Source organism: Burkholderia sp. HAN2018 (assembly GCF_024704855.1).
GTDB classification, from domain to species: domain Bacteria; phylum Pseudomonadota; class Gammaproteobacteria; order Burkholderiales; family Burkholderiaceae; genus Burkholderia; species Burkholderia cepacia.
This window is the reverse complement of record NZ_QOBB01000084.1, coordinates 1-20,351: the sequence shown is the minus strand read 5'-3', so window position 1 is coordinate 20,351 and position 20,351 is coordinate 1. Positions and strand designations below refer to the sequence as shown.

The 20,351-nt window shown below is 67.5% G+C and carries 18 protein-coding genes; 6 read left to right on the top strand and 12 right to left on the bottom strand.

Features of this window, described 5'->3' with window-relative positions; all coding sequences use genetic code 11:
* Positions 1-74: 74 nt before the first annotated feature.
* From DPV74_RS21030 to DPV74_RS21000, 7 genes are read right to left on the bottom strand one after another with little or no spacing between them, the layout of a single operon-like run.
* Positions 75-1,580, bottom strand: a complete 1,506-nt coding sequence (locus DPV74_RS21030; protein WP_119337893.1) for an aldehyde dehydrogenase family protein — start codon at positions 1,578-1,580, stop codon at positions 75-77.
* Between the two features lie 33 nt (positions 1,581-1,613).
* Positions 1,614-2,159 carry a cytochrome c gene (locus DPV74_RS21025; protein ID WP_060349656.1) on the bottom strand — a complete coding sequence of 182 codons (546 nt, stop codon included), beginning with the start codon at positions 2,157-2,159 and terminating at the stop codon, positions 1,614-1,616.
* Positions 2,156-2,656 (bottom strand): cytochrome c, encoded by a 501-nt coding sequence (locus DPV74_RS21020; RefSeq protein ID WP_119337892.1) that lies wholly within the window; start codon positions 2,654-2,656, stop codon positions 2,156-2,158. The genes DPV74_RS21025 and DPV74_RS21020 overlap by 4 nt, the downstream gene beginning before the upstream one ends.
* On the bottom strand, positions 2,653-3,189 hold the full coding sequence (locus DPV74_RS21015) for a methylamine dehydrogenase light chain (RefSeq protein WP_021161464.1): 537 nt from the start codon (positions 3,187-3,189) through the stop codon (positions 2,653-2,655). Before DPV74_RS21015 ends, DPV74_RS21020 begins: the two co-directional genes overlap by 4 nt.
* 39 nt (positions 3,190-3,228) lie before the next feature.
* Entirely contained in the window at positions 3,229-3,855 is a 627-nt protein-coding gene (mauD, locus tag DPV74_RS21010) for a methylamine dehydrogenase accessory protein MauD (RefSeq protein WP_119337891.1), read from the bottom strand.
* Positions 3,852-4,406 carry a MauE/DoxX family redox-associated membrane protein gene (locus DPV74_RS21005; RefSeq protein WP_119337890.1) on the bottom strand — a complete coding sequence of 185 codons (555 nt, stop codon included), beginning with the start codon at positions 4,404-4,406 and terminating at the stop codon, positions 3,852-3,854. Before DPV74_RS21005 ends, mauD begins: the two co-directional genes overlap by 4 nt.
* A 7-nt stretch (positions 4,407-4,413) precedes the next feature.
* Positions 4,414-5,571: an amine dehydrogenase large subunit gene (locus tag DPV74_RS21000; RefSeq protein ID WP_119337889.1), complete on the bottom strand. Its 1,158-nt coding sequence runs from the start codon at positions 5,569-5,571 to the stop codon at positions 4,414-4,416.
* A 244-nt stretch (positions 5,572-5,815) separates the two neighbouring features.
* Between DPV74_RS21000 and DPV74_RS20995 the strand changes: the two genes are divergently transcribed.
* The 5 genes from DPV74_RS20995 (at position 5,816) to DPV74_RS20975 (ending at position 11,892) form a co-directional block, all read left to right on the top strand.
* Positions 5,816-6,778 (top strand): helix-turn-helix domain-containing protein, encoded by a 963-nt coding sequence (locus tag DPV74_RS20995; protein ID WP_119337888.1) that lies wholly within the window; start codon positions 5,816-5,818, stop codon positions 6,776-6,778.
* A gap of 88 nt (positions 6,779-6,866) precedes the next feature.
* A complete protein-coding gene (locus DPV74_RS20990) occupies positions 6,867-7,811 on the top strand; it encodes a GlxA family transcriptional regulator (protein WP_021161470.1) in 945 nt (314 codons plus the stop codon).
* 497 nt (positions 7,812-8,308) lie between these two features.
* Positions 8,309-10,021, top strand: a complete 1,713-nt coding sequence (locus tag DPV74_RS20985) for a M36 family metallopeptidase (RefSeq protein ID WP_119337887.1) — start codon at positions 8,309-8,311, stop codon at positions 10,019-10,021.
* A gap of 79 nt (positions 10,022-10,100) precedes the next feature.
* Positions 10,101-11,354, top strand: coding sequence for a M20/M25/M40 family metallo-hydrolase (locus tag DPV74_RS20980; RefSeq protein WP_119337886.1), 1,254 nt, complete (start codon positions 10,101-10,103; stop codon positions 11,352-11,354).
* Positions 11,355-11,529: 175 nt separating this feature from the next.
* A complete protein-coding gene (locus DPV74_RS20975) occupies positions 11,530-11,892 on the top strand; it encodes a YbjQ family protein (RefSeq protein WP_027789715.1) in 363 nt (120 codons plus the stop codon).
* A 6-nt stretch (positions 11,893-11,898) separates the two neighbouring features.
* Here the strand turns inward: DPV74_RS20975 and DPV74_RS20970 are convergent, their stop codons facing one another.
* From DPV74_RS20970 to betC, 5 genes are all read right to left on the bottom strand, one after another.
* Complete coding sequence (locus tag DPV74_RS20970; RefSeq protein WP_119337896.1) at positions 11,899-13,149, bottom strand: MFS transporter; 1,251 nt, start codon at positions 13,147-13,149, stop codon at positions 11,899-11,901.
* Positions 13,150-13,399: 250 nt separating this feature from the next.
* Positions 13,400-14,812, bottom strand: a complete 1,413-nt coding sequence (cysS, locus tag DPV74_RS20965; protein WP_119337885.1) for a cysteine--tRNA ligase — start codon at positions 14,810-14,812, stop codon at positions 13,400-13,402.
* Positions 14,813-15,173: 361 nt separating this feature from the next.
* Positions 15,174-16,313: a porin gene (locus DPV74_RS20960; protein ID WP_027789718.1), complete on the bottom strand. Its 1,140-nt coding sequence runs from the start codon at positions 16,311-16,313 to the stop codon at positions 15,174-15,176.
* A gap of 260 nt (positions 16,314-16,573) precedes the next feature.
* Entirely contained in the window at positions 16,574-17,542 is a 969-nt protein-coding gene (gene choX, locus DPV74_RS20955; protein WP_119337883.1) for a choline ABC transporter substrate-binding protein, read from the bottom strand.
* A gap of 45 nt (positions 17,543-17,587) precedes the next feature.
* On the bottom strand, positions 17,588-19,123 hold the full coding sequence (gene betC / locus DPV74_RS20950; protein ID WP_059698422.1) for a choline-sulfatase: 1,536 nt from the start codon (positions 19,121-19,123) through the stop codon (positions 17,588-17,590).
* A gap of 300 nt (positions 19,124-19,423) precedes the next feature.
* Between betC and DPV74_RS20945 the strand changes: the two genes are divergently transcribed.
* The gene (locus tag DPV74_RS20945) at positions 19,424-20,329 is read left to right on the top strand and encodes a choline sulfate utilization transcriptional regulator (protein WP_027789721.1); all 906 of its coding nucleotides are present in this window, start codon (positions 19,424-19,426) and stop codon (positions 20,327-20,329) included.
* Positions 20,330-20,351 lie beyond the last annotated feature (22 nt).

The window sequence follows — 20,351 nt, the reverse complement described above, 5'->3', positions numbered from 1 at the left end:
CAGATCCGGATGGGCCCGCCTGCGGCATGCGCGCGCGGCCGACGTGGCGGCAACGCACGCACCCGCCGCTACGCTCATGCGTAGTTCATCATCACCGACTTGCTTTCCGTGTACTGGTCGATCACCGCGCGACCGAGTTCGCGGCCGAAACCCGACTGCTTCATCCCGCCGAACGGCATCGCGTTGTCGAGCAGCGAGTGGCAGTTGACCCACACCGTGCCCGCGGCGATGCGCGGGATCAGCTTGTGAATCGCGGAAAGGTCGTTCGACCAGATGCTCGCGCCGAGGCCGTACGGCGTGTCGTTGGCGAGCTGCGCGGCCGTGTCGACGTCGTCGAACGGCATCGCGACGAGCACCGGCCCGAAGATCTCCTCGCGCACGACGCGCATCGCCTGCGTCGTATCGACCAGCACGGTCGGCTCGACGAAGAAGCCCGGGCCGTCGATCGCGCGGCCGCCCGCCGCGGCGCGCGCGCCCTCGCCGAATCCCGAATCGATATAGCCGCACACGCGCTCGCGCTGCTTCGCCGAGACGAGCGGGCCGATCTGCGTCGACGGATCCATCCCCGGGCCGATCTTCAGGCTCGCGGCGATCTTCGCTACGCGCCCGATCACGTCGTCGAACACCTTCGTGTGGATGTACGCGCGCGACCCGGCCGTGCACACCTGCCCCTGGTTGAAGAAGATCGCATTCGCCACACCCAGTGCGGCCTTGTCCGGATCGACGTCGGGCAGCACGATCACCGGCGACTTGCCGCCGAGTTCCAGCGACATCCGCGTCATGTTGTCGAGCGCCGCGTGGCCGATCGTCTTGCCCGTCTGCGTCGAGCCCGTGAACGCGATCTTGTCGATGCGCGGATCGCGCGACAGCGCGGCGCCGGCCGTATGACCGTAGCCGGTGACGATATTGACGACGCCGTCCGGGAAACCGGCCGCCTGGATCAGCTCGCCCAGGCGCAACGCACTCAGCGGCGTATCTTCCGCGGGTTTCAACACCACGGTGCAGCCCGTGGCCAGCGCGGGCGCGAGCTTCCACGCTGCCATCAGCAGCGGGAAATTCCACGGAATGATCGCGCCGACCACACCGACCGGCTCCTTGCGCGTGTAGGTGAAGATCTCGCTGTCGGGCATGTACGGCATGCCCGCGTCGATCACGCTGCCTTCGATCTTCGTCGCCCAGCCGGCCATGTAGCGGAAACACTGCGCGGCCATCGCGACATCGAGCCCCTGCGCCACCATCACGGGCTTGCCGTTGTCGAGCGACTCGATCTCGGCCAGCTCGCGCGCATTCGCTTCGATCAGGTCGGCGAGCGCCAGCAGCAGACGCTCGCGGTCGGTGGTCTTCGCGGTATGCCACGGCCCCGCATCGAATGCGCGCCGCGCGGCCGCGACGGCCCGTTGCACGTCGTGCTCGTCCGCTTCGGGCACACGCGCGAGCACGGTGCCGTCGGCCGGATTCACGACGTCGAGCCGGCGGCCCGACGCAGCGTCGCTCCACTCGGCGCCGATCAGCATCTTCTTCGGCTTCGCGAGAAACGCGCGCGTGGCGTCGAGCAGCGGAAAGTTCTGGTTTGTCTCCATCTTCGTTCTTCCTCGATTTCCTGAATGGGTCGGTCAGTAGCGATCCACGACGCCGTCGACCCCGCGTGCCTGCAACGCGCGGACGAGGCCGGCGCGCACGGTCGCGACGTCGGAATAGGCAGGACGGCGGTGCGCGGCGACTTCGGCGGCCGTATAGGGCTTGAAGTCGCGCGGCAGCGCGTCGCGGTTCATGGTCGTGAGTACCCAGTTGAGCACGTCGGCCAGGTCCTGGTCCGACAGTGCCGAGTTCGATGCGCCGGGCACGCGCATCACGTACTCGCGCCCGGCCGGCAGATGCGTGAAATAGCCGAGCGAGTTCGCGAGCGGCGGCACCTTGCCGGCAATACCGCCGCCCGTGGCCGTGTGGCAGCCCATGCAGTTGAGCACCCAGTGCTGCCGCGCGAGCGCCGCGTCGGCCGTGCCTTGCGCATGCGCGGGTGCCGCGGTCAGGCCGACGACCGCCCCGGCAAGCATCAGCAGCGACGACAGGTGGCGCGACAGGTTGCCGAACCACGATGCCGCCGCGCGCCGCGTGCGCGGCGCGACGTCGCAAGCGCGGGATGCACGGGCAACCTTCACAGGCCGAGCCCCTTGACGACGACGTCGCGTTGCGCATGAACGGCCGTGCCGTCCATCGCCTTCGCGCGCGCCGCGCGGATGTCGGCCGCCGTGAACGGCTTCGCGTCGCCATGCTGCGCGTTGAGATCGAACACGACGTAATTGAGCACGCGCGCGATGTCGTCGTCGCTGGCGCTCGCAAACGACGGCATCTTGAAGTTGTAACGCTTGTCGTGCACCTTGATCTCGCCGAACATCCCGTGCAGCAGTGTCGCGACCAGCTGCGCACGCCCTGCCTCGGCCGTCGCATACTTGCCCGGATACTCGGTCAGCGGCGGCGCGAGGCCGTCCTGCCCTTTCCCGCCCGCCTGATGGCACACCGCGCACTGCGCGTCGAACAGGCTCTTGCCGGCCGGGTAATGCACGGCTTCCTGCGCGCGGGCGGCGCCTGGCAACGCGAAGGCCGCCACGGCCGTCATGCACGCGACTGCGATCTTTCCTGCTTGCTTCACTTTCATTGCTTCGCCGCCCCCAACAGAACCGAAACCGAACAGTGGTAATTCGAATTGCCGTTCGCCATACACCAGTTGATGTCGTTGTTCAACGACAGCTTGTACAGGGGCTTCTCGCGCTCGTTGCGGTTGCAGAAGCACTTGCCGCACGACGTCTTGCCGCAGCAATCGTTGTACGACACGATGTAGTCCGAACCGTCGTGCGGATTGCGGCAGGTGCCGATCCACGTGATCGGCGAAGGCGTCGTGCCCGGCGGGCAACTGCTCGACGTGCCGCCGCAACAACTGCACAGCCAGCCGTCGATCGCGCAGTATTTCCAGTAGTCGCAGCTCATCGGGTCGTCGCTCGCCCCCGAGGCGGCGGCACCGGATGCGCCCGACGCCGCATCGGCCGCATACGCGGTGCGATCGACGGGCAGCAGCGGCAGCATCGCCGATCCCACCAGTACCTTGCCGAGCTTCGCCATCGCGCTGCGCCGCGAACTGTGCTGCGCGACGCCGCGCGCCGACCGCTCGAACCATGAATCAAACAGGCCCATGTCGTTGTTCTCCCTTGACGTTGAAAGAGGGTCGGCCGGTCATGCGTGCTGCGCGTGCGCGTCGTGGCTGTGATCGCCGTGCACGAACTGCTGCAGCGATGCGACGCCGCGCTCCTTCGCTTCGAACAGGCTCTCGAGATGCTCGCGCGTATTGACGAGGCCCTTCGCACGCACCGTGCCGGTTTCGTCGAACAGCACCGCATACGGCAGCTTGCCGATCTGGTACGCGAGGCCGAGCTCCTGCGACAGCACGTACGGGAAGCGCCCGAGGTCGTGCTTGCGCGCGAAGCGCGTGTGTTCGTCGATATCGCCGTCGCTCGCGAGCACGATGTTCACCGGCGTCGATTCGCTCGCCTGCAGCGACGGCAGCAGCGGCAGCAGCTTCTTGCAGACGGGGCACGTCGGCGACAGGAAGAACAGCAGCGTCGCCTTGCCCGACGCATCGATGCCGCCGACCTTCACCTGCGAGCCGCGAATGTCGGTCAGTTCGAACGCCGGCGCGATCGCGCCGACCGCCGGCCCCTTGTCGATCATCAATGCACCGGCCGGCATGATGCGTTCGTACAGGATGCCGATCTGGCGCACGAGCGCGAGACAGATCGCGCCGAGCGCGAGGACGGCCACCCACAGCAGGGCGGTGGAAACGGTGAGAGCGGTTTGCATCATGAATTCCTCAGGTGGGAAAGGCGCGGTACGTTGACGAGCAGCACGTCGACGGTGAGCAGCGCGCAGACGATCAGCAGCACGGAGAAGAACAGCGTCAGGTAGTCGAACCACACGACCGCGCGCGCGCCCGGCTCGACGAGCGCGGTCGCGGCCAGCGCGGCGAGCAGCAGCGCGCGACCGACGTGCAGCCAGCCGATGCCGCGCGGCGCATCCGCTCGCGCGGCCGCGAAGCCGGAACAGCCGCAGTCGATGTCGGTGTGGCCGCGCAGGAGATTGATCGCGATCGCCGCCGCGAAGGCGACGAGCAGCGCGATCAGGCCGATCGCGCCGGCCGTGCGCGTATCGGGAAACAGCAGTGCCGCCGCGCCGACGGCTTCTGCGGACGGAATCGCGAACGCGACGGGCGCGGTCAGCGCGTCGGGCAGCAGCCGGTAGCCGGCGAGTGCCTGGCTGAACGCGGCGGGCCGCCGCATCTTCGCGAAGGCACCGAGCAGCACGACGACGGCAGCGCCGGCCTGCGCGCTGGTGGCAAGTACGGGATCGAGCGTCATCGCGGCCTCACGGGTTGACGAGCAGCGACGACGTATTGCCGATCTGCTTCTCGACGTGCTGCAGCTTGCCCGTGCGCGCATCCATCACGACGAGGTCGGAGGTCGCCGTCAGCCCGTAGAACAGCGGCTTGTCGTCCTCGCTGACCTGGATCGACACGAGAGGATCGATCTTCTGCTGCGCGAGATCCCAGCGCGCGACACGCTGCTTCGACTTCAGGTCGACCACCCACACCTGCGTGCCGGGGTCCTTGTGCGAGCCGTCGCCGCCCTTGTGCATCAGCACGTAGTAGCGGTTCTGCTTCGCCTGCACGGCCGTCTGCTGCATGCCGCCCGGGCGCCAGCCTTCGGCGCGCTCGGCGTCCGTCAGCAGCGGCCACGGCTTGCCGAACACGGGCTTGTCGCCGCTGAAATCCGCGCTGCGCACGTTGCCGCCGTAGGTCGTAAACAGATAGTCGCCCTTGTAGCGCGACGCGTTCACGAACGCCGGATCCTTGTCGACGTCGATGAACGCATCCGACATCGTGCGCTTCGTTTCCTTGCCGTTCGCGTCGAGCGTGACGGTCAGCGCCTTGCCGCTTTCACACAGCGCCGTGAAGCGGTCGTTGCCCGACGGATACGCGAGCACGCAGGCCGCCGTGTCGATCTCCGACAGCACCTTCTTCGAGACCGCGTCGATCACCGTCACCGATGCGGCCGGCGTGATGTTCGCGACGTACAGCCGCTTGCCGTCCGCGCTGAGCGCGGTGTTGTACGGCGACGGCACGTGCTGCGCATGCTTCGCCGGAATCACGATCTCGCCCGCATGATCGAGCGTCGTGTTGTCGGTGATCTCGACGACGTCGGTGCGCGTGCCGTGCGAGCCGCGCGAGAAGTACGTCGTCGCGACGAAGCTCGTCTTGCGGTCCGGCGAGATCGCGAGGCCCGGGCCGAAGCCGCCGTCGATCTGGCCCAGCAGTTTCTTCGCATCGGCGTCGTACACGTAGATGCGTCCGTCGGTCATCGACGGCATCGAGATGTCGACGATATAGACCTCGTGCGGATGCCAGGGCGGCATCTTCTGCACCATCAGTTCTTCCGGTTTTTCCGTCGCATTCGCGCCGCCGGCCCATGCCGCCGCGAACGCCAGCGTCGCCGCGAGCACCGCGGTTCGTCGCCTTGTCCTCATGTCGCCTCCAGTTGGGGAATCACGTAACGTGGGGCGACTGTAGTTCGACAATAAATCCGGTCAGCACCCGGACCGGCACCGCGTGCGTGCCGATTCGGGATATTGGAAAACCGCCTGAAAGGCACGCCGGCCGAAGGCTTCCGACCCTCTGGCAGATACGCCCGGAATAGCGCTGCTCCTTATTGCGCCGACCGCGCGGCCGGTTTAATCTTGCGCGGTCCTGATCGACGCACCCGGAGGCGCTGTGTTCGTGTTTCACGAGAGGTTCGACAACGCGGACCAGCATGCCGAGGCGCTGCGCGGCTGGAACCAGCGCTACGACCAGATCGGCTCCGGCGCGTATCGCAGCGCGGTCAAGCATGCGGTGCTGGACAGCGTGCAGCTGTTCCAGGAAGCCGCCAACGTTCGCATCATCCAGCGCGGAAGATTGCCGCACGACCAGACAGTGTTCGGCATGCCGCTCACCGGCTCGGGTGCGTTCGCATTCGGCGGGACGCGCATCGAACGCGGCACGATGGTGCTGGCGCGCGGCGGCACTCCGTTCGAGCTGCACTCGCCCGACGACATGTCGCTGATCGGTGTCGTCGCCAACGGCGAACTGATGCAGCAGATCGAAGATGCGGCCGACGTCCGCCTCGACGAAGCCACGTTGCGGCGCGGCGTCGTCGACATGCCCACCGCGGTGCTGATGCGCGCGAGCGTGCAGATCGCGACGCACCTCGAGCGTGTATTGTCGGCCCCCGATACCTTCCGCGACGCACGCGCGCAGCGCGAACTGCGCGGCGCTATCGGCAACGTGCTCGTCGATCTCCTCACGTACCGGATTCCCGAGCCGTCGAACCGTCTCACGCATGCGTGCCGCGCCGACATCGTGCGCCGCGTGCACGACTACGTGATCGACCATCCCGAAGCCCCGGTCGACGTGCTGAGCCTGTGCACGCAATTGCGCGTGAGCCGGCGCACGATGCAGAACAGTTTCCAGTCGGTCGTGCAGACCAGCCCGTTGCATTACGTGCGATCGCTGCGCCTGTCGCAAGTGCGACGGATGCTGCTCGACACGCGGCAGGCCGACCTGCCGATCAGCGACGCGGCCGCACGCTGGGGCTTCATCCACCTCGGGCATTTCGCGAACGCCTACAAGGCGCAGTTCGGCGAGTTGCCGTCGACCACCGCGCGCCGTTCCGCGCGCGGCGCAAAAACGCGCTGAGGCCGCGCAAAACCCGCGATAATCTCCGGCTGACCGTTCCCCGCCCCGCGCGACACGCGACGACCACCGGATTCCATTGCCTGCCCCGATGCCCGAGGATTTTCACTTCCTGCTGCTGCCCGGCTTTTCCGCGCTCGGCTTCATGTCCGCGGTCGAACCGCTGCGCGTCGCGAACCGCTTTCGCACGGAGCTCTATCGCTGGCACGTGATCAGCGCCGACGGCGCGCCCGTCGCCGCGAGCAACGGCATTCCGGTCGCCGCCGAAGCCGCGTGCGCGGAGGTCGAAACGGTCGATACGGTGTTCGTCGTCGCCGGCTTCGATCCGCTCGTGTGCTACACGCGCGCGATCGGCGACTGGCTGCGCCGCCAGCACCGTCATGGTGCAACGCTCGGCGGCATCGACACGGGCAGCTTCGTGCTCGCGGAAGCCGGGCTGTTCGACGCGTCACAGCCGCTCACGCTGCACTGGGAAGCGCTGGCCGCGTTCCGGGAACGCTACCCCGGCCTGAACGCGACGCAGGAGCTGTTCGAGATCGACGACCGGCGCATCACGTGCGCGGGCGGCACCGCGTCGATCGACATGATGCTCGACCTGATCGGGCGGCGGCACGGTGCCGATCTGGCGGCGGCGATCTCCGAGCAGTTCGTGGTCAGCCGGATCCGGCAGCGCTCGGACAGCCAGCGGCTCGAGATCGCCGCGCGCTACGGCGTGCACAACCGCAAGCTGATCCAGGTGATCGGCACGATGCAGCGGCACATGGAAAACCCGCTCGGCTCCGATGCGCTCGCGCAGGAGGTGTCGATCACGCGGCGCCAGCTCGAACGGCTGTTCAGCGCGACGCTGAACGACACGCCGACGCATTTCTACCTGAACCTGCGGCTCGATCGCGCGCGTGAACTGCTGCAGCAGACCGACATGAGCATCACGTCGGTGTGCGTCGCGTGCGGGTTCGAATCGCCGTCGCATTTCTCGCGCACGTATCGCGCGCGATTCGGCCTGAGCCCGCGCAGCGACCGTCGCGCGACGCGCTGATCGTCACGGGTTTCAAGCACAATCCAGCACGGAATTGCGCGTTTCGGCAACGTTTCCCGCCGCTCGCTGAACAATGCCGGCGATTGATCGACGGACTGAAGAGGTCATCGAAAATAAACTGGAATGTCGTTGAAAATATTCTGTAACATACCAAAAAAAGTTAGATAGGCAGCCTAACGACATGCATGCCGCATCTCGGCAGGCTGCCACCGATATCGATTCGATCCGAGGGGTATGACATGACGATGCTCGATTCACCGTCGCCGCACCTGCCTGCCGTTCGATTCTTCGTTCGCCGCTTCGCGCGCGCCTCTTCCCGCGTTTCACCCGCTGCTCCCGCCGGTTTCTTTTCGACCTGACATTTAGGTTTCCTTAGTCAGTCGACGCTCCCAACACCGCTTCGCCGCACCGGCTCCATCGAGCCGGCGCGCGGGCCGTGTCGTGCCTGCGTGCCACGAACGCGCGGGCGTGTCCAACCGTTGAGATGAGGATCACGTATGCAGACATCATGCAAAGCACTGCCGCTCGCCCTGGGTCTCGCGCTCGGTTTCGGCATCGTCGGCGGCACCGCGGCCGATACGAAAGTCTCGAATCCGCAGGCAACGAGCCTGCGCGAAAGCCTGACACGCGGCGTCGCGCCGCCGGCCGCCAGGTCGGATACGGCCGCCGGACAGTTCCGCGCGGACGGCGTCGCCGTCACGCTGTACAACCCCGCCTATCGCGCGAAGAAGGCCGCCGCGACGCCCGCCGCCACCGCCCGCGACTTCGTCGCGTCGCAGGCCGCGCAACTCGGGCTCGACGCGACCGCGCTCGCGAGCCTCGTCGTCACGTCGGAGCGCAGCGACGCCGAGTTCACCGTCGTGCGCCTGCAGCAGCAGGCAGCCGGATTGCCCGTGTACGGCAGCGAAATCGCGGTGACGGTCGCGAAGGACGGCCGCATCCTGTACGTCGCGAGCAACACGATCAACGGCGTGGTCGCGAAGTCGGGCAAGGCGCAGGCCGTCGACCAGCAGCAGGCGCTCGACCGCGCACGCGCGTATCTCGGCGTGAGCGGCTTCACGAACCAGGATGCACAGCTCGTCGCCTTCGTCGACAAGGCCGGCACGCATACCGCGTGGAAAGTGCGCGGCCGCCCGAACGACGGCCCGAAAGGCGACTGGGAACTGCTGATCGACTCGGGCAGCGGCGAAGTGCTGCGCGCCGAGGACAAGGCGTTCTACGCGACCGACGGCACGGGCTTCGTGTTCCGGCCCGACCCGCTGTCGCCGACCAAAAGCAGCTACGGCAGCACGGGCTACAAGGACAGCAACGACGTCGATTCGTCGCAACTCACCGCCGCGCGCGTGCGCGTGACGCTGAAGGATCTCGCGCAGTCGGGTGCGCGTTATTCATTGTCGGGCCCGTATGCGGCATGCGTCGATTTCGACGCGCCGCGCGACAACGCGTGCCCCGCGCAGTCGACCCCCGCATTCGAATTCACGCGCGGCAACCTGTATTTCGAGGCGGTGAACGTGTACTACCACATCGACACGTTCCTGCGTTACGTGAACCAGACGCTCGGCATCAAGGCGCTGCCGTACCAGTACACGGGCGGCGTGCAGTACGACCCGCACGGCGAATCGGGCGACGACAACTCGTCGTATTCGTCGAGCAGCGGCCGGCTGACCTTCGGGCAAGGCGGCGTCGACGACGCGGAGGATGCGGACGTCGTGATCCACGAACTCGGCCACGGCATCCACGACTGGGTGACGAACGGCGGCCTGTCGCAGCAGGAAGGGCTGTCGGAAGGCACCGGCGACTATCTCGCCGCCGCGTACAGCCGCGACTTCAACCAGTGGAGCCCGTCGGATGCGCAGTACCACTGGGTCTACAACTGGGACGGCCACAACGAGTTCTGGGGCGGCCGCGTGACCAACTGGAACGTCGGGCGCACCTATGCGCAGGCACGCGGCGCGGAGATCCATACGGCCGGCCAGTACTGGGCCTCGTGCAACCTCGTCGCGCGCGACGCGATCGGTGCGCAGGCGATGGACAAGGCGTTCCTGAAGGGGCTGTCGATGACCAACGGCTCGACCAACCAGAAGGCCGCCGCGCAGGCGGTGCTGACGGCCGCGTCCGCGCTCGGCTACAGCAGCGCGCAGCTGACCGCGATCGGCAATGCGTACAACCAGAGTTGCACGTACGGCGTGACCGTACCGAAGAAGTCGTAATCCCGCAGCAGGCGGGGGCGCATCGCACGACCTGTGACGCGCTCCCTTCATCGACATCGCCATCCTCACGAGATCGAACATGCCTACTCTGAAACTCACCCGCCTGAGCGCCGCGCTGGGCGCCATGCTGCTGACCGCCGCCGCGCACGCGACGCCGGTATGGATCACGCTCGGCGACGCGGCGTTCCGCCAGTTGCAACGCATCGACTCAAGCGCCACCGCGCAATACAGCACGACCCTCGACGTCGGCAAGGCGGCCGACGGCACGGCGCGCCGCGAGACCGTGCACGTCGTCGAAATCGACGATTCGCGGCTCGGCGAGCTGGCCCACGCCGTCCACCATACGCGCGGCCACGGGCCCGGCTATGTCGTGCACGACTCGTTCGACGACGCGCGCCAGGCACTTCAGCCGTTGCCGACGCCGCTCGCGAAGCAGGCCGCGGCTTCCACGTACAAGGTTTCGAACGCGCCGCAGATCGGCACGTGGATCCAGCAGCTGCAGGCCAGCAACATCGTCGGCACGATCACGTCGCTGTCCGGCTTCACGAACCGCTACTACACGACGTCGCACGGCGTCGCCGCGTCGGACTGGCTCGCGCTGCAGTGGAAGCAGCTGGCCGGTTCGCGCGCCGACATCACCGTCGAGCAGTTCGCGCATACGGGCTTTCCGCAGAAATCCGTGATCCTGACGATCCGCGGCAGCGATCCGGCCGCGGGCACCGTCGTGCTGGGCGGCCACCTCGATTCGACGGTCGGGCGCACGACGGAAAACACGCGCTCGCCCGGCGCGGACGACGATGCGTCGGGCATCGCCAGCCTCACCGAAGCGCTGCGCGTGCTGCTGGCGAACAACTACCGGCCGAAGCGGACGATCAAGTTCGTCGGGTACGCGGCCGAGGAAGCCGGCCTGCTCGGCTCGAAGGCGATCGCGAAGCAGTTTCGTGCGCAAAACGCGAACGTGGTCGGCGTGCTGCAGCTCGACATGACGAACTACAAGGGCGACCCGAAGGACATCTACCTGATCACCGACTACACGAACGCGTCGCAGAACACCTACCTGACGAATCTGGCGAAGACCTACCTGCCGGAACTCGCGATCGGCACGTCGCAGTGCGGGTATGCGTGCTCGGATCATGCGTCGTGGAATGCGCAAGGGTATCCGGCGTCGTTTCCGTTCGAGGCCGATCAGAACGACAGTCCGTATATCCATACCGTGAACGACACGCTGGAGAATTCGGATCGGCAGGCGAACCATGCATTGAAGTTCGGCAAGCTCGCGCTGGCCTACGCGGTCGATCTCGGCGGCAACGGCAGTGCGACCGTGACGCCCTGACGGCGTGCGGCCGGGCTGTTCGTCCGGAAATGACGGAAGCGTGTGCTCGCGGTTTGCATATGCTTCCGTCGCGAAGCGTTCTCCGCGGTCGCGGCGTTGCCCCGTCGTCGAACCGGGTACGCCGCCTCGTCCGGATAGAATCCCCGTTCGACCACTTCGCTACACGCTTCCCGCCATGACCGATTTCTCCCGCTCCATCGACGATCTGTCGCCCGCCCGGGTCACGACCGCGTTCGACCTGCCCGGCCACACGACCGTTCGCTCGCTCGGCGTCGCCCAGGGCATCGTCGTGCGCTCGCGCTCGATCGTCGGTTCGTTCGGCGCATCGCTGCAGACGATCTTCGGCGGCAACATCACGCTCTACACGTCGCTGTGCGAAAAAGCCCGCCAGCAGGCCTTCGACAAGATGCTCGCCGACGCCCGCAAGCTCGGCGCGAACGCAATCGTCGCGATGCGCTACGACTCGACCGAGATCGGCTCGGGCGTCACGGAAGTTCTCTGCTACGGCACGGCCGTGCGCGTGACGCAGGACGCGTGACGTCCGTCACGCGTCGCGCTCGAGCGACTTCATGGTCGTGAGCTGCGGGAACAGCCGCATCCACGTGAGTGCAACGGCGATCGTCGCCGCGCCGCCGACGACGATCGCGGCCGGCGCGCCCCACCATGCGGCCGTCACACCCGATTCGAATTCGCCGAGTTGATTCGACGTGCCGATGAACAGCGAGTTGACGGCACTGACACGGCCGAGCATGTCGTCGGGCGTGCGCAGCTGCACGAGCGACAGGCGCACGACGACGCTCACCACGTCCGATGCGCCGAGCGCTGCCAGCGCGACGAGCGACAACACGAAATTCCTCGACAGCCCGAACACGATCGTCGCGATGCCGAACGCGATCACGCCGCCGAACATCGCGCGGCCGGGCCGGCCCTTGAGCGGAAAGCGCGTGAGCCACAGCGTGCCCGCGAGCGCGCCGACCGCCGGCGCCGCGCGCAACGCTCCGAGCCCCCATGGCCCGACCTGCAGGATGTCGCGCGCGTAGATCGGCAGCAGCGCGGTCGCGCCGCCGAACAGCACCGCGAACAGGTCGAGCGACAGCGCGCCGAGGATCGCCGGTTCGCGCCGGATGAATGCGATGCCTGAAAACACCGAACGGAGCGTCACCGGTTCGCGCGCGGGCGGCGCGCCGCGCAGCGGAATCGTGCCGCTCAACACCGCCGCGACCGCGAACGCGACGACGCTCGTGCCGAACGCGACGGGCGCGCCGACGCCATACAGCAGCCCGCCGAACGCGGGCCCGAGAATCTGCGCGGCCTGGTTCGCCGAGGTCGACAACGCGGTCGCGCGCGGCAGGTCGCTGCGCGGCACGACGGCCGGCAGCAGCGACGACACCGACGGCGACTCGAACGCGCGGGCCGTGCCGACGATCGCCGCGAGCGCATACACGGCCGGCGCGGCCAGCCACCCTTGCGCGGCACCGTGCAGGAACACGCCGGCGGCCAGCGCCTCGACGGCCTGGCAGATCGTCGCGATGCGCCGGCGGTCGTAGCGGTCGGCCACCTGCCCGACGACGAGCGTCAGCGCGAACATCGGCACGAACTGCGCGAGGCCCACGAGACCGAGTGCGAACGCGCTGTGCGTGAGCGCGTAGACGTACCAACCGATTGCAACCGACAGGATCTGGAAAGCCAGGGAAGACATCACGCGCGTGCCCCAGAAGCGCTGGAACGGTGCGTGACGGAACAGGTTGACGGGCAACGGGGATAAAGGACTGGGATCGGGCACGGAGTCGGTCATCGAGGTTTCGGCGGTCGGCGCGGCACGCCGGCACCGTTCGGGAAAGCGACTGCGCACGCCGATGCATGCGCGCGACAACGGTACGGACGCGGCGAAATCGCGATGATATGCCAAGCGCGCAAAACCGGCCGGGGACGTGGCCCGCAACATCGCGCGGACTCGGGGAGCGACGCATCCGGCGGCCGCGTCGATCGCGGCCGCCGGATGGCGGCTCGGGCACGGGATCTTCCGATGCAGGCGGCCGCGGGCTTCAGCGAGGCGGAACGCCCTCGTCGGTCGCGCCGCCGGCGATGCCGAACAGGCGTTGACCTTCCGGGGTGTCCTCGACTCGCCAACCCTGCGCGCTCAACGCTTCCCGTATCCGGTCGGCCTGCACCCAGTCCTTGTCCGCTCTCGCGCGCTCGCGTTCGGCGAGCAACCCGCGAACGTATTCCGGAATGTCGGGCGCAACCGGCCGCCATGCGCGCAGACCGAGGCCCAGCACGGCGTCGAAGCTGTCCACGGTCGCTTTCAGCGTCGCGGGTGGCAAGTTGCTCCTGACCAGATCCCAGAGCACCGCGAGCGCCCTGGGCAGATTCAGGTCCTCGTTCACTTCGGCGTCGAATCGCGCGGCGAAATCCGCATCGACGCGCCCTCCGTCCGGCCAGCCGGCATACAGGTGCCGAAGCCGGTTCAGCGCGGTGTGCGCGGCGTCGAGCGACGCCCATGTGAAATGCAGCTTGCTCCGGTAATGGGCCGTCAGGCACAGGTAACGGTACGCGAGCGGGTCGATATTCCGGCTCTGCAAGGTCTGCAGACGAACGAAATCGCCGCTCGACTTCGACATCTTGGCATCGGCGTCGAGCGTCAGGAAGTGCCCGTGCATCCAGTAATTCGCGAGGTTCGTGCCGTGGGCCGCCCGCGTCTGCGCGATCTCGTTGCTGTGATGCACGGCGATATGATCCTCGCCGCCGCAATGGATATCGAACAACGTCCCGAGATACTTCGCCGACATCGCCGAGCATTCGATATGCCAGCCCGGAAAGCCGCGCCCCCACGGGCTGTCCCATTCCATCTGCCGCTTGACGCCGGCCGGGCTGAACTTCCACAACGCAAAATCCGTGATGCTCCGCTTGTCGCCCAGCGCGACCCGCTTGCCCGCCTGCAACCCCGCGCGGTCGAGCCGCGCGAGATAACCGTAGTCATCCTGCCGACTGGTGTCGAAGTAGAGGCCGTCGTCCGTGCGATAGACGTAGCCGCCCCGGTCGAGCGTATCGATGAACGCGATCTGTTCGGCGATGTGATCCGTGGCGCGGCACCAGACCGTCGGCTCGAGCAGGTGGAGCGCGCGCCAGTCCCGCACGAAAGCGTCGGTGTAGCGCCGGGCGATGGCCCACGCCGATTCGCCGGTCCGGCGGCTGCCCTTTTCCATCTTGTCTTCGCCTTCGTCCGCATCCGAAGTCAGGTGGCCGACGTCGGTGATGTTGACGACGTGTCGCACCTCGTATCCGTTGCGCACCAGTACGCGGCGCAGCAGATCCTCGAATACGTAGGTTCTCAGGTTGCCGATGTGGGCGTCGTCGTAGACCGTGGGGCCGCAGCAGTACATGCCGACCTGCCCGGCCCGGATTGGCGTGAACGGGCGTACGGTACGCGACCAGGTGTCATACAGCGCAAGCGGCATCGAGTTTCTCCGTCCGAAGGTGTCGGCCCCAAAAACAAAAAGGCCGCCTGTCTTGCATCACAGGCGGCCGGAAGGCGATTGCTTGAATGTTCAGCGAGTTCGCTGGACGCAACTTCCCCCTGGCATGTTCTGACAACATGCGCGGAGCAGCGAAGAGAGGAAACGGGCGCGATCAAGCATGGGGACGATGCTAGCGTCTATAGACGGCACCGGTCAATACCGTCGGACAGTCGTCCGGCAGCGGGCCGTGACCGGACGGCTCTCGTGCCCGCTCACCCCAGTCAGGCAAAAAAAAGCGCGAACCTCGGTTCGCGCCAAAGAGAGACCTCGCTGAAGACGTCACAACCTCACACCACCCCGCTCAGAACGAATGGCGCATCCCGATCCGCACGTCGGCCTGCGTCTGCGTCGTCGACGGCGTGAAGCTGTAGCCGACCACCGCATCGACGCCTTGCGACGCGCGCAGGTAATCGCCGGAGATATACACGTCGGTACGCTTCGACAGCAGGTAATGCAGGCCCGCCGTGCCCTGGTTCCAGTGATGGCCTTCGAAGCGCGTGTGCTGGTAGCCCGCGATCAGGCTCAGCGCCGGCGTGAACTGGTACAGGCCGCCGCCTTCATACACCTGCATGTGCGACGACTGGCCGAAACCCTTGATCGTCGTGTACGAGAAGTTGGCGTCGAGCGTCAGCTTGCCGATCGTGTAGCTCGAGCCGATGCCGAACGTGCCCTGGCTGTCGACGTTCATCGGCGTGTTCGCGAACAGGTCGGTGCGTGCGCCGGTCGCCGGATCGACGGTGACGGTCTGCTGGCCGAGGAACGTGTGCGTGCCGATCATCGCGTACGGGTCGAACGCATAGATGCCGTTCGGGTTGTTCAGGCGCGTGTACGCGGCGCCGATCGAGAAGTCGCCCTTCGTGAAGCTCGCACCCGCGCTCCATGCGCTGTTGCGGTGGAAGTTGCCGGCGACGTTGCCGAACGAGTACATCGCGCCGAACTTGAAGCCGCTGAGGTCGTTCGACAGGAACTTCACCGAATTCGGCAGGCGGTCGCCGTTGAAGCGGTCGAAGTCGCCCTGGTGGATCGCATAACCGCTGCCCCACGCGGAGATGTTGTAGATCGACACGAGTTCGTTCGTGATGTCGAGCTGGTTGCCGAACGACAGCGTGCCCCAGTCGTTCTGCAGGCCGACATACGCCTGCCGGCCGAATTCGGCGCCGCCGAAGCCGAGCTGCCCGGTGCCGAGGCGGAAGCCGCTCTCGAGGGTGAACACGGCCTTCAGGCCGCCGCCGAGGTCTTCCGTGCCCTTCAGGCCGAAACGGTTTCCGTACGCGACGCCGTCGTCGAACTTGACCACGTGCGAGCCGCCCGTGTTGTTCACGTACGTGATGCCCGCGTCGAGAATCCCGTACAGCGTCACACTGCTCTGCGCATGCCCGATGGCAGGCACGCAGGCCGCGCATGCAAGCGCGGCGGCTACGGCAACTTTGGTGTGCTTCATTGTCGACCACCCTCCCTGAACCGTTCGATGGAAAGAATCTCGTCCCGGCGCGTGCTGCGATGCGCCGGTGGATTCGAATTCGGTACGCCCGCTGGCTTCGGCATTTCGTTTTCCGCAATAACGCAGCCATTGGCGAAAAATACAAACCCATATTTCGCGTCACCCGTCTGAAGGCGACACCAAATGGTCACGATGCGACCCGCTCGGGAAAACACGTAGACGGGCGGCGCGGTCGAAACCGGCCGCCCGGAAGGAGGGAATCAGTGCCCGTCGAGGGCCGCGCGCACCGCCGGCAGGCCCGGAGCGCCCGCCGCCGTCGTCACGCCGTCCAGCCAGCCGGCAACCAGCGCCGGGTCGGATTTCAGCACACGCTGCGCCGCGAGCGCGGGCGACGTCTTGTGGTCGAGCATGTCGGCGATCATCCGGTTCTCGACGTCGACGGAGAACGTCATCTGCCGGAACAGCCGCGCCAGGTTCGCGCACTGGCCGGCGAACCCGGCGCGCGTGACCGTATTGACCGTCGCGCCGCCGTAGTTCGGGCCGAAATACGCATCGCCGCCCGACAGGTAGGTCAGGTGGAACTTCGTGTTCATCAGATGCGGCTCCCACGCGAGGAACACGATCCACCGCTTGTCGCGCACCGCGCGCTCGACCTGCGTGAGCATGCCCGTCTCGCTCGATTCGACGAGCGACCAGTTCGCGGCCCCGAGCGCATGGTCGGACAGCAGCCGCTTGATGTTCTGGTTCGCGGGCGCGCCGGGCTCGATCCCGTAGATCTTGCCGCCGAAGCGGTCCGCATGGCGCGCGAGATCGGCGAACGTATGCACGCCGGCGGCGGCCACGTAGTCGGGCACCGCGAGCGTGAACTTCGCGCCGCTCAGGTTCGCGTGCAGCACGTCGATCGACTTCTCGTCGACGAACGGCTTCACGAGCGGCGCCTGCGCGGGCATCCAGTTGCCGAGGAACACGTCGACCTGCCCTTTCTTGAGCCCCTGGTACGTGATCGGCACCGACAGGTTCGCCACGTCCTGCCGATAGCCGAGCGCCTTCAGCACGACGCCCGCCATCGCGTTCGTCGCATCGATGTCGGTCCAGCCGGGCGCGGCCATCTTCACGTCGCCGCACGTCTGCGGGTCGGCCGCGTGCGCAGGCTGCGTCGCCGCCACGCACGCGGCGGCGGCGAGCGCCGCGCCGATCCTTCGGATTGCTGCATTGCGTTGCCGTTTCATGGTTCGCTTCCTCCGTCGTTCTTCAATGATCGCGATGTGGTCCGTTCAACGCCCGATGCGCGGAAAGCGCGCCATCGCCTCGAGCGTGTCGAGTTCGATGTGATTGCGCATGTAGCGCTGGCTCGCGTCGGTGAACGGCTGCCAGTCCCACGCGTGGATGCGGCCCTGCGTCGTCGCCGCGTAATGGAAGCGGCGGCGCCGCTGGCTCGCGCGCACCTGCCGATCCAGTTCGGGCAGGTTCCAGCGCTGCGCGGCTTGCGCACGGAACGCGGCCAGCACGTCCGCGGCTTCCGGCGCGCCGGCGAGGTTCGTCAGCTCGCGCGGGTCGTCGCCAAGGTGATAGAGCTGGTCGGGATCGGCCGGGCAATGCACGTACTTCCAGTCGCCGCTGCGGATCATCACGACCGGCGCGACCGCACCTTCCGCGAGGTATTCGCCGAGCGCAACTTCGTGCGCCGGCGTGCCGTTCAGGTGCGGCACGAGGCTTGCCCCGTCGACGGGGTCCGGCCAGCCGCCGGCGGGGGCGGCGCCGGCCAGGTCGACGAGCGTTGGCAGCAGGTCGACGTGCGACACCGGCCCGCGCACGCGCGCGGCGCCGAAGCGGCCCGGCGCATGCACGATCAGCGGCACGCGGCAGCCGCCCTCGAAGAACGTCATCTTGTACCAGAGCCCGCGTTCGCCCAGCATGTCGCCGTGGTCGGACGTGACGATCACGATCGTGTCGTCGGCGAATCCGCACTGTTCGAGCGCGGCCAGCACGCTGCCGAACTGCGTGTCGACGTACGAGGTTGCGCCGTAGTACGCGCGACGTGCGGCGCGGATCTGCTCGTCGGTGGGCGGCGTGCGGTCGTTCTCGCAGACGAAACGCAGCCGCTGCGAATGCGGGTCGCTTTCCGCCGCGTCGAGGCGCACGGCCGGCAGGTCGATCTCGTCGTCGCGATAGAGATCCCAGTATTCGCGCGTGATCGCATACGGGTCGTGCGGATGGGTCAGCGACACGACCATGCAGAACGGCCGCGCATCGTGCCCGGCCGCCCGCTCGCGCGCGACGTCGTACAGCTTCTGCTTCGCGGCGAACGTGACCTCGTCGTCGAAATCGAGCTGGTTGGTGCGCACGCACGGGCCCGCGTCGAGTACCGAACTCATGTTGTGATACCAGCTCGGCCGCTCCGCCGGGCTGTCCCAGTCGGGCACCCAGCCGAAATCGGCCGGATAGATGTCGGTCGTGAGCCGCTCCTCGAAGCCGTGCAACTGGTCGGGCCCGCAGAAATGCATCTTGCCGGACAGCATCGTCCGGTAGCCGCCCGCGCGCAGATAGTGCGCGAACGTCAGCGTTTGCGCCGGCAATTCGGCGGCGTTATCGTAGGCGCCGATCCCCGACGGCAGCTTGCCGGTCAGCAGCGAAAAGCGCGACGGCGCGCACAGCGGGCTCGCGCAATAGGCGGCGTCGAACACCACGCCTTGCGCGGCGAGACGGTCCAGCGTCGGCGTGCGCGCGACGCGATTGCCGTAGGCCGGCAGCGCGAACGGCGTGAGCTGGTCGGCCATCAGGATCAGGATGTTGGGTGTCGGGTTCGTCATCGGCAGTCGTGGGGAAAACGGTGTTCGAATGGAACGGCGCGCCGCTCGCGCAGCGAGACGTCCGGCATGACGGAAGCGGCCCGACGAAAGTGCCGCGCGGGCACGCCGCGCTGGCTAGAATCGCGGAATGCGTTGCGTGCCCCACCGTGGAGCAGAATGTGAAGCGGGCCGTGAAGCAGCCTTTGAAGCAGCCTTTGAAGCAGCCCGTGAAGCACGTGTGCCGCACCGTCCGATGCACTATCGCCCGCCCGAATTCGCGCGGGAAGGCGTCCGGCCCTTATGGGGCCATTAGAGGGACTTATGTCGAAATCCGAACCGTTACCGTCGATGCAGGCGCTGCGCGCGTTCGAATCGGCTGCCCGGCTCGCGAGCTTCACGGCCGCCGCGCGCGAGCTCGGCTCCACCCAGCCGGCCGTGAGCCAGCAGGTGTTCCAGCTCGAGGCCGAACTGGGCGTGCCGCTGTTCGAGCGCAGCCCGCGCGGCGTCACGCTGACGGCCGACGGCGAGTGCCTGTACGAAGCGGTGCGGCTGAGCCTCGACACGCTGCGCGGCGCCACCGCGACACTGCGGGCGCGCCGCGAGCACGGCGCGCTCACGATCGTCACCGACTTCGGCTTCGCCACCTACTGGTTGATGCCGCGCCTGGCCGGGCTGAAGCGCGTGATGCCGGATGTCGACGTGCGGGTCGTCACGTCGCAGGATTACGACGCGCAGCGCGACCACGGCGACATCGCGATCCTGTTCGGCGACGGCCACTGGCCGTCGTGCACGGCCGCGCGGCTCTTTCCGGAATCGGTCACGCCCGTGTGCTCGCCCGCGTTCCGCGACGCGCACCCGCACGTCGCCCGGGCCGACCACCTGCTCGCGTTGCCGCTGCTGCACGTGCAGCCGACGCGCCCCGAGCGCTGGCTGTCGTGGTCCGGCTGGTTCGACGCGCACGGCCTCGACACGGCAGCCGCCGCGCGCGGCGTGACCTTCAACAGCTATGCGCTCGTGATCCATGCGGCGCTGCTCGGCGAAGGCGTTGCGCTCGGCTGGGCGCCGCTCGTCGACGAACTCGTCGCGTCCGGGCAGCTCGTGAAGCTCCTCGACGCGCCGGTCGTCACGTCGCGCGGCTACTTCCTCGTACGGCCGCCGCAGCGGCCCGAGCCGGACGCGACCCACGTGTTCCGGCGCTGGCTGCTCGACGCGTGCGCGCCGGCCTGAACGGCCTTCCGGCCGGCCTCCG